This is a genomic window from Burkholderia sp. LMG 13014 (assembly GCF_905232215.1).
Taxonomy (GTDB): Bacteria; Pseudomonadota; Gammaproteobacteria; order Burkholderiales; family Burkholderiaceae; genus Burkholderia.
The window spans coordinates 1-9,763 of the sequence record NZ_CAJNKE010000202.1; the positions used below are offsets into that span (position 1 = coordinate 1).

The 9,763-nt window shown below is 66.3% G+C and carries 7 protein-coding genes; 6 read left to right on the forward strand and 1 reads right to left on the reverse strand.

Translation table 11 applies throughout. The features are described from left to right. The 3 genes from JYJ84_RS19775 to JYJ84_RS19785 all read left to right on the forward strand — a co-directional run. The coding region (locus tag JYJ84_RS19775) for a hypothetical protein (protein WP_205189392.1) at nt 1-1,404 on the forward strand (1,404 nt) is incomplete at its 5' end. A 160-nt stretch (nt 1,405-1,564) separates the two neighbouring features. Next, nucleotides 1,565-2,044 carry a universal stress protein gene (locus JYJ84_RS19780; RefSeq protein WP_122950510.1) on the forward strand — a complete coding sequence of 160 codons (480 nt, stop codon included), beginning with the start codon at nt 1,565-1,567 and terminating at the stop codon, nt 2,042-2,044. A 15-nt stretch (nt 2,045-2,059) separates the two neighbouring features. Continuing rightward, a complete protein-coding gene (locus JYJ84_RS19785; RefSeq protein WP_122950511.1) occupies nt 2,060-2,251 on the forward strand; it encodes a DUF2964 family protein in 192 nt (63 codons plus the stop codon). Between the two features lie 136 nt (nt 2,252-2,387). Here the strand turns inward: JYJ84_RS19785 and JYJ84_RS19790 are convergent, their stop codons facing one another. Continuing rightward, nucleotides 2,388-3,572: a M48 family metallopeptidase gene (locus JYJ84_RS19790; protein ID WP_175220671.1), complete on the reverse strand. Its 1,185-nt coding sequence runs from the start codon at nt 3,570-3,572 to the stop codon at nt 2,388-2,390. A 441-nt stretch (nt 3,573-4,013) separates the two neighbouring features. Here JYJ84_RS19790 and JYJ84_RS19795 point away from each other — a divergent pair, with 441 nt between their 5' ends. The 3 genes from JYJ84_RS19795 to narJ form a co-directional block, all read left to right on the forward strand. Continuing rightward, on the forward strand, nt 4,014-7,781 hold the full coding sequence (locus JYJ84_RS19795; RefSeq protein WP_175220669.1) for a nitrate reductase subunit alpha: 3,768 nt from the start codon (nt 4,014-4,016) through the stop codon (nt 7,779-7,781). Further along, nucleotides 7,778-9,307: a nitrate reductase subunit beta gene (narH, locus tag JYJ84_RS19800; protein ID WP_175220668.1), complete on the forward strand. Its 1,530-nt coding sequence runs from the start codon at nt 7,778-7,780 to the stop codon at nt 9,305-9,307. Before JYJ84_RS19795 ends, narH begins: the two co-directional genes overlap by 4 nt. Beyond that, nucleotides 9,307-9,763 (forward strand): nitrate reductase molybdenum cofactor assembly chaperone (narJ, locus tag JYJ84_RS19805; protein ID WP_205189393.1); only part of this gene is annotated, 457 nt, incomplete at its 3' end. The genes narH and narJ, both read left to right, overlap by 1 nt.

The following is a 9,763-nucleotide window of genomic DNA, read 5'->3' on the forward strand; positions in this document are numbered from 1 at the left end:
AAGGCCCCGCGTCCCGTGATCGCGGCCGGCTGCGCCGATGCGACGGCCGACCCCGACCAGTCGATCACCGAGCAGCACAAGACGCCGGGCGGGTTCAGCGGCTATTACTCGCTGTGCAAGTCGGACAATCCCGCCGTGAACCGTGCGGCCATCTATCTGTACAACACCCAGTACTGGGAAATCCGCTCGCTCGAGCTGACCAACGATGCGACGACGCCCGGCGGGCGCCTCGGACTGTATGTGCGGCTCGAGGATTACGGCACGGGCAGCCACTATCACGTCGACGACGTGTACGTGCATCACGTGCGCGGCTATCTGAAAGACGTCGCCGGCAATACGGTCGGGTCGTACAAGACGACCGGCGGGATGCTGTTCGAGGTGACCCGCGACAACGAGGTCGTCGGCACGAAGGAGAAGCGGACCGGCTTCGACGATATCGCGGTCGAGAACAGCGAGATCTACAACGTCGACGCGGTGGCGCTGTCGACCCGCTCCGCGTGGATGTGCCGGGAAGGCGGCGCACCGTGCGGCGACTATCCGCCGTACAAGGGCAATTCGGCCTACCTGACGAATCCGGCCACGCAGGCCGCGACGGACTATTTCCCGATGACGCGCGTCGTGTTCCGCAACAACCTGATCCACAACGTCGGCGGCGACGGCATCATCGTCCGCACGGCCACCGCGCCGCAGGTCGAAGCGAATCACCTGTACGACATCTGGATGCGCGCGCCGGGCAACAGCGCCGGTGCCTGGGCGATCAACACGGACGATGCGCTGTTCCGCTACAACGAAGTCAACGGCGTGCGGCTGCAGAACAATATCGAGGCCGGCGACGGGATGGCGTTCGACGCCGATCTCGGTACGCGCAACACGCGCGTGGCCGCGAACTTCAGCCACGACAACGACGGCGGGCTGATGCTGTTCTGCGGATGCGGTTCCGACGGGCTGGGCCACGTCGCGCAGGAAACCGGCGCGATCGTCGAGAACAACCTGAGCCTGAACGACAAGCGGCGGATCGTGTCTGCCGCGGGCTCGGCCGATTCGGTCGTGCGCGACAACGTCGTGATCACGCGCACGCCGGGCCTGGTCACGCCGATCGTCGAAAACCTGAGCTATGCGAACGCGTTCGAGGTGACGGGCAACCGCTTCTACAACGCATCGGACAGCGGCGCGATCTTCCGGACGAAGAATCCGCAAGGCAGTTACGCAAACATCGTGTGGAGCGGCAACACGTACTTCGGCTACGCGACGGATCCCGAATTCACCGGGCCGAACTATCGTCACGGCGCCCAGCCCGATACGGTCCTGCCGTTCGCGGGACAGGACGTGGACGCGGTCGCCAGCGCATGGTCGCGTGCCAGCGGGTTCGACGAGCACAAGTACCGCGCGCCGCACGCACGATGACGGACAGGCCGCCGGCGCGGGGCGGCGCCCTGCGTCGGCCGGTCGCAGCGTGAATGCCGGCCCGACTTGATCGCCGTCAACATTCGAACCCGCCATCCGCCGATGATGGTGACAGGGCCGCGCGATCAGACGCGCGGCCCATCACCCCAACGAGGTTCGCATGTACGAGAAGATCATGGTGGCCGTCGACGGCAGCGTTTCGTCGAAACAGGCGCTTGCCGAGGCAGTGAAGGTCGCGCTGGCAGGCGACGCGCATGTCAGCGTCGTGTACGTGGTGGACAAGTCGGTGCTGTTCACTTACGCGGGCCGTTTCGACCCGCACGCGCTGGTCGAGGAAATCCGCGACGACGGGCGCAAGGTGTTGCGCGAAGCGGAGCAGATCATCGCGCTGGCCGGCGCGAAGGGCGAGGCCGAACTCGTCGAGACCGAGAGCATCGGCGAGGACATCGCGGAGCGCCTGCAGCGCTACGTGAAGGAATGCGGGATTGACCTCGCGGTGGTCGGTACGCACGGGCGGCGCGGCATCCGGCGCGTGCTGCTCGGCAGTGTCGCCGAGCGCTTCGTGCGCGGCTCGAAATGCCCGGTGCTGCTGATCCGCGGCGACGATGACGACGCAGCGGCCGCCGCTGCGGCTGCTTAACGCGGCGGGGGCGAGATGATACGCCGCCAGTCCCGGATCGTCGTTGCGGCGATCGCCGTGTTCGTGTCGCTCGCGGGGATGATGGCCGTCGTGTCGGGGCTGTTGTTCGACAACGCGATGGCGCTGCGCGGCGGTGCGGTCGCGCTGGTCGTCGGCGTGGCCGGCTTCGTCGTGATGCTCAATCCCGGCGCGAAAGGCGAGGAGTGACGGACGCGAGCGGGGCCGGCCTCGTCCGGCAGGGGGCGGTGCCGGTGCCGGACAAGGCCGGCAGCCGCTTTCCACCCGTCCGGCCACAGCCGTTGCGGCGCCAAGCGTCCGCTTGCCTGTCCGCTCGCGTCGCCGGTTACTCGCTTGCCGTACCCGGCGCCTTCGCGCCATCCTGCCCGAGCGGTATCGCCAGCCGCTTCAACGTCTCCGCCAGATCCGCGCTCTCCGGCTGAACCTTCCGCGCCTGCGCGAACGCATCCCGCGCGGCATCCTCGCGGCCCAGTTTCCACAGCACCTCACCCTTGTGCGTCAGCCCGCTCGCATAGGCTTCGCGCGCGCCCTTGTCCGTATCGTCGTCCTTCGCGAAGATCGCGAGCGACCGGTCGAACCACGTCAGCGCTTCGTCGTTGCGACCGAGGCGATACAGTGCCCAGCCCTTGCTGTCGAGCGCATACGCGTCGTTCGGTGACTTCGCCAGGCGCGCATCGATCATCGCCATCGCGCGATCGATCTTCAGGCCGGCATTGACGAGGTCGTAACCGACGCTGTTCAACATCTGATCCGAGAAATTGCCGACCTCGAGCGCGGTGTCGATGCGGCTTTCGTCCCGCTCGGCTATCGCCAGCGCGACCATCTTGGCCGCGATTTGTTGCCGGAGTGCGCGGCCGAGGTGCTGGCCGTCGGCGACCAGGCTGCCGAGATACTGCGTGTAGAGATCGGGCACGCCCGGATTGCCGGCACTGTTGGCGATGTCCGTGGCGGGCCCTGCACACCAGTCGGTGTCCGCGGGCACGCGCAATACCGTGGGGTGCAACCAGAGCTTGCCGTCCCCCTGCGATTGCGCGAAGACGGTATATCCGTTGGCATCGATGTGCCCGCAGGCCAGGTATGCGCCCGTCACGTCGAGTACGTACGAGTAACGACCGTAGGGTCGCCCCGTATCGATGTCGATCACCTGAAACGTCCCGCCAATGTCGCCTTCGCCCACGACAGGCTGAAGCGCCCATTCACGCTCGGGATGACGGGCGGGCAGGCGAATCCGTACCGTGCGTCCGGCGGCATCGGTCGTGCCGAACACGACGCTTTCGCTGCTTTCTTCATGGGGAGGCAGCCCCGCGATCACCTGCCCGGGCAGCAGCAGCCGGTAGCGTGCATTCGGCAGCGGCCGGTGCGTGACGGGGTCGCGCAGCACGAACTGATGAACGTAAGCCCCTTTGCCGAACGACGCGGTCGGCGGGATATAGGTGCGCGCGTGGGCAGCGGGCAGGACGGCGCAGCTCAACGCCGCGGCAGCGAGCACGGCAAGAAGTCGGGATGTCATGAAATTGCGGTGCTTGTTGGTATGGGTTTTATTGTTCGACGGCCGGAAATGGAAATGCACTGAACCCGTTGCGCAACCGTCGACCAGCAACCGGCTGCGGCCTGTGAATCACGTTACGAATGGCAGGGGCGTTCAGCGCATTTCAATGCGGCACCCGCGCGCCGCTACGCGATGCAGGGAAGCGGCGGACGGATGACGCGCGAATGCAGTGCGCAGCATAGCAGGCCGTGCCGCGCGCTCGCGCCCCAGTGGGTTTTGCCGTTGCGCGCGGATCAACGATATCGTGATTTGTATCAAATCATGATATGTCGTTCCGCCCGACAATCGATTCGACCAGGGAAAAAAGGGCGAAACGATTGCCATCCGATCGACCTTTACTTCCGCTATTTCACCTCCTTAAATAATCAGGGTCTGCCAAAAGACCGGAAAAACGAGATCCCCATGAGCCATTTCCTGGACAGATTGCGTTATTTCTCCACCACGAGGCCACGCTTTTCCGACGGACACGGTGCCGTCACGGACGAGGACCGAAAATGGGAAGACGGCTACCGGATGCGCTGGCAGCACGACAAGATCGTCCGCTCGACCCACGGCGTGAACTGCACGGGCTCGTGCTCGTGGAAGGTCTATGTGAAAGGCGGGATCGTCACCTGGGAAACCCAACAGACCGACTATCCGCGCACGCGCCCCGACATGCCGAACCACGAGCCGCGCGGCTGCTCGCGCGGCGCGTCGTACTCCTGGTACCTGTATAGCGCGAACCGCCTCAAGCATCCGATGGTGCGCAGCGCGCTCGTGAAGCTGTGGCGCGAACGCCGCCGCACGCTGGGGCCCGTCGACGCGTGGCGCTCGATCGTCGAAGACGACGAAGCACGCCGTTCGTACCAGAGCCGGCGCGGGCTCGGCGGCTTCGTGCGCACGAGCTGGGACGAGGTCAACGAGATCGTCGCGGCCGCGAATGTCCACACTGTGAAGCAGCACGGCCCCGATCGCGTGGTCGGCTTCTCGCCGATTCCGGCGATGTCGATGGTGTCGTATGCGGCGGGCTCCCGCTACCTGTCGCTGATCGGCGGCGTGTGCCTGAGCTTCTACGACTGGTATTGCGACCTGCCGCCCGCGTCGCCGCAGACCTGGGGCGAGCAGACCGACGTGCCGGAATCGGCCGACTGGTACAACTCGACGTTCATCATGATGTGGGGCTCGAATGTCCCGCAGACGCGCACGCCGGACGCGCACTTCCTCGTCGAGGCGCGCTATCGCGGCACCAAGGTCGTGTCGGTGTTCCCCGACTACTCGGAAGGCGCGAAATTCGGCGACCTGTGGCTGCACCCGAAGCAGGGCACCGACGCGGCGCTCGCGCTCGCGATGGGGCACGTGATCCTCAAGGAATTCCATTTGGCGGGGAAGAGCGACTACTTCACCGACTACTGCAAGCGCTACACCGACATGCCGTGTCTCGTGCGCCTCGTGCCGCACGGCGACGGCTACGTGCCCGAACGCCTCGTGCGCGCTTCCGATTTCGACGATGCGCTCGACGAGGCCGCCCACCCGGACTGGAAGACCGTGATGATCGACGATGCGAACGGCGAGTTCGTCGTGCCGGTCGGCTCGGTCGGGTTCCGCTGGGGGCAGCAGGACGAAGCCGACAAGGGCAAGTGGAACCTGCGCGGCGAGACGTCGAAGGGCGCGGCGCTCGCGCCGCGGCTGTCGTGCACGGCCGCGCACGACGACGTGGTCGACGTGCTGTTCCCGTACTTCGGCAACCAGCCGCACGCGCATTTCAATTCGACGCAGCACACGTCCGAGCTGTCGCGCCGGATCGGCGTGCGGCGCATCGCGACGCGCAACGGCGACCTGCTGGTCGCGACCGTCTACGACCTGTTCGTCGCGAACTACGGGCTCGACCAGGGCCTCGGCGGTCGCGACGTGGCCGCGAGCTACGACGACGACCTGCCGTACACGCCCGCCTGGCAGGAAACGATCACCGGCGTGAAGCGTGCGGACGTGATCTCGGTCGCGCGGCAGTTCGCGGAGAACGCGCACAAGACGCAAGGCAAGTCGATGGTGATCATCGGCGCCGGGATCAACCACTGGTTCCACATGGACATGTCGTACCGCGCGATCATGAACATGCTGATCATGTGCGGCTGCGTCGGCAAGCCGGGCGGCGGCTGGTCGCACTACGTGGGCCAGGAGAAGCTGCGCCCGCAGACGGGCTGGACGGCGCTGTCGGGCGCGCTCGACTGGAGCCGCCCGCCGCGCCAGATGAATTCGACGTCGTTCTTCTACGCGCACACCGACCAGTGGCGCTACGACCCGATGGACCCGGCCACGCTGCTGTCGCCGCTCGCGGACAAGTCGCAGTTCCACGGCGCGCCGATCGACTACAACGTGCGCGCGGAACGGATGGGCTGGCTGCCGTCCGCGCCGCAGCTCGCGGTGAATCCGCTGAAGGTCGGTGCGGCGCTCGGCGATCCCGCGCATGCCGGCGCGGAGATCGCGCAGCAGTTGAAGGCGGGCACGCTGAAGATGGCGAGCGAGGATCCCGATGCGCCGGAGAACTTCCCGCGCAACCTGTTCGTGTGGCGCTCGAACCTGCTCGGTTCGTCGGGCAAGGGGCACGAGTATTTCCTGAAGCACCTGCTCGGCACGACTCACGGCGTGCAGGGCGAGGATCTCGGTGCGACGGGCGGCAAGCGCCCCGAGGAAGTGACGTGGCATGACGAAGCGCCGCGCGGCAAGCTCGATCTGCTCGTGACGCTCGACTTCCGGATGTCGACGACCTGCATGTACTCGGACGTCGTGCTGCCCACCGCGACGTGGTACGAGAAGGACGACATGAACACGTCCGACATGCACCCGTTCATCCACCCGCTGTCGGCCGCCGTCGATCCCGCATGGGAATCGAAGAGCGACTGGGAGATCTTCAAGGGGATCGCGAAGCGCTTCTCCGAGCTGTGCGACGGGCATCTGGGCGTCGAGCGCGACGTGGTGCTCGCCCCGATCGCGCACGACACGCCGGGCGAGCTCGCGCAACCGTTCGACGTGCAGGACTGGAAGCGCGGCGAATGCGAGCCGGTGCCGGGCCGCACGATGCCGAACGTGACCGTCGTCGAGCGCGACTATCCGAACACCTATGCGCGCTTCACGTCGCTCGGGCCGCTGATGGACAAGCTCGGCAACGGCGGCAAGGGCATCGGCTGGGACACGAAGGACGAAGTGAAGCTGCTCGGCGAGCTCAACTACAAGGTGGCCGACGGCGCGGCGCAGGGGCGGCCGCGCATCGACACGGCGCTCGACGCGGCCGAGGTGATCCTCGCGCTCGCGCCCGAGACCAACGGCGAAGTGGCGGTGAAGGCGTGGCGCGCGCTGTCCGGCATCACCGGCATCGACCACACGCACCTGGCCGCCGCGCGCGCGGACGAGAAAATCCGCTTCCGCGATATCCAGGCGCAGCCGCGCAAGATCATCTCGTCGCCGACGTGGAGCGGGATCGAATCCGAGCACGTGTCGTACAACGCCGGCTACGTGAACGTGCACGAGCTGGTGCCGTGGCGCACGATGACCGGCCGCCAGCAGCTCTACCAGGATCATGCGTGGATGCGCGCGTTCGGCGAATCGCTGTGCGCGTACAAGCCGCCGGTCGATACGGGCAGCTACGCGCACATGGTCGGCACGCGCTCGAACGGCAACCCCGAACGCGTGCTGAACTTCCTGACGCCGCACCAGAAGTGGGGGATCCACAGCACCTACACGGACAACCTGCTGATGCTGACGCTGTCGCGCGGCGGCCCGATCGTGTGGATGTCGGAGGACGACGCGAAGGCGATCGGCGCGGTCGATAACGACTGGATCGAGTGCTACAACTCGAACGGCGCATTGTGTGCGCGGGCCGTGGTCAGCCAGCGGATTCCGTCCGGGATGGTGATGATGTACCACGCGCAGGAGAAGATCGTGAACACGCCGGGCTCCGAGATCACCGGCACGCGCGGCGGCATCCACAACTCGGTCACGCGCATCGCGCTGAAGCCGACCCACATGATCGGCGGCTATGCGCAGCTCGCGTACGGCTTCAACTACTACGGCACGGTCGGCTCGAATCGCGACGAGTTCCTGATCGTGCGCAGGATGAACAAGATCGACTGGCTCGATGGCGAAGAGACCGCGGTCGACCCCACAACGCAAGTCCGGGCGGGAGAAACGTCATGAAGGTACGCGCACAGATCGCGATGGTGCTGAACCTCGACAAGTGCATCGGCTGCCATACCTGCTCGGTGACCTGCAAGAACGTGTGGACGAGCCGCGAAGGGATGGAATACGCGTGGTTCAACAACGTCGAGACGAAACCGGGCATCGGCTACCCGAAGGACTGGGAGAACCAGGACCGCTGGCGCGGCGGCTGGAGGCGGCGTGCCGACGGCAAGATCGAGCCGCGTCTCGGCAGCAAGTGGCGGCTGCTCGCGCAGATCTTCGCGAACCCGCACCTGCCCGAGATCGACGATTACTACGAGCCGTTCACGTTCGACTACGCGCACCTGCAGGAAGCCGGCAATACGCGCGCGATGCCGGTCGCGCGGCCGCGCTCGGTAATCAGCGGCCAGCGGCTCGAGAAGATCGAGTGGGGGCCGAACTGGGAGGAGATCCTCGGCGGCGAGTTCGAGAAGCGTGCGAAGGACTACAACTTCGAGAATGTGCAGAAGGACATCTACGGGCAGTTCGAGAACACCTTCATGATGTACCTGCCGCGCCTGTGCGAGCACTGCCTGAATCCGGCGTGCGTCGCATCGTGCCCGTCGGGCTCGATCTACAAGCGCGAGGAAGACGGCATCGTGCTGATCGACCAGGACAAGTGCCGCGGCTGGCGCATGTGCGTGTCGGGCTGCCCGTACAAGAAGATCTACTACAACTGGCAGAGCGGCAAGGCCGAGAAGTGCATCTTCTGTTACCCGCGCATCGAGGCCGGCCAGCCGACGGTGTGCTCGGAAACCTGCGTGGGCCGTATCCGCTATCTCGGCGTGCTGCTGTACGACGCCGACCGGATCAGCGAGGCGGCCAGCGCCGAGAACGAGAAGGATCTGTACGAAGCGCAGCTGTCGCTGTTCCTCGATCCGGACGACCCGGCCGTGATCGCGCAGGCCGAGCGCGACGGCGTGCCGGCCGCCTGGATCGACGCCGCGCGGCGTTCGCCGACCTACAAGATGGCGATTGACTGGAAGATCGCGTTCCCGCTGCATCCGGAATACCGGACGTTGCCGATGGTGTGGTACGTGCCGCCGCTGTCGCCGATCAACGCGGCCGCGAACAGCGGCGATCTCGGGATGAACGGCTACCTGCCGGACGTCGAGTCGCTGCGCATTCCGCTGCGCTATCTCGCGAACCTGCTGACGGCCGGCGACGAGGCGCCCGTGAAGCTCGCGCTCGAGCGGCTGCTCGCGATGCGTGCGTTCATGCGTGCGCGCCACGTGGACGGCATCGACGCGCGTGGCGTGCTCGACCAGGTCGGGCTGTCGCTCGCGCAAGTCGAGGAGATGTACCGCTATCTCGCGATCGCGAACTACGAGGATCGTTTCGTGATCCCGACCACGCACCGCGAGTACGCGGAGAACGCGTACGACCTGCGCGCGTCGTGCGGCTTCTCGTTCGGCAACGGTTGCTCGGATGGCCGTTCCGAGGCGAGCCTGTTCAGCCCGAGGAAGGGCAGCAAGACGATTCCGATCCACGAGGCTTCCCGATGATGAGCACCGCACCCGATCCGACCTATGCAGCGCTCGCGGCGCTGCTCGACTATCCCGACGAGGCGCTCGTTACCGCGCTCGACTCGATCGACACGCACCTGCTCGCGCACGCGCGCTTGCCGAAAACGGTGCGCGCGGGCCTCGATCAGTTTCTCGCGTACGTGCGCGAGCGCGACCTGCTGACGCTGCAGGAGAACTACGTCGGGCTGTTCGACCGTGGCCGCGCGACGTCGCTGTACCTGTTCGAGCACGTGCACGGCGAATCGCGCGACCGCGGGCAGGCGATGGTCGACCTGCTGCAGATGTACGAGCGGCACGGGCTGTTCCTGAACCAGGGCGAACTGCCCGACTACCTGCCGGTGTTCCTCGAATACCTGTCGCGGCTGCCGGCGCCCGATGCGCGCAAGCTGCTTGCCGAAACCGGCGAGATCCTGCGCGCGCTGGCCGGCCAGCTCG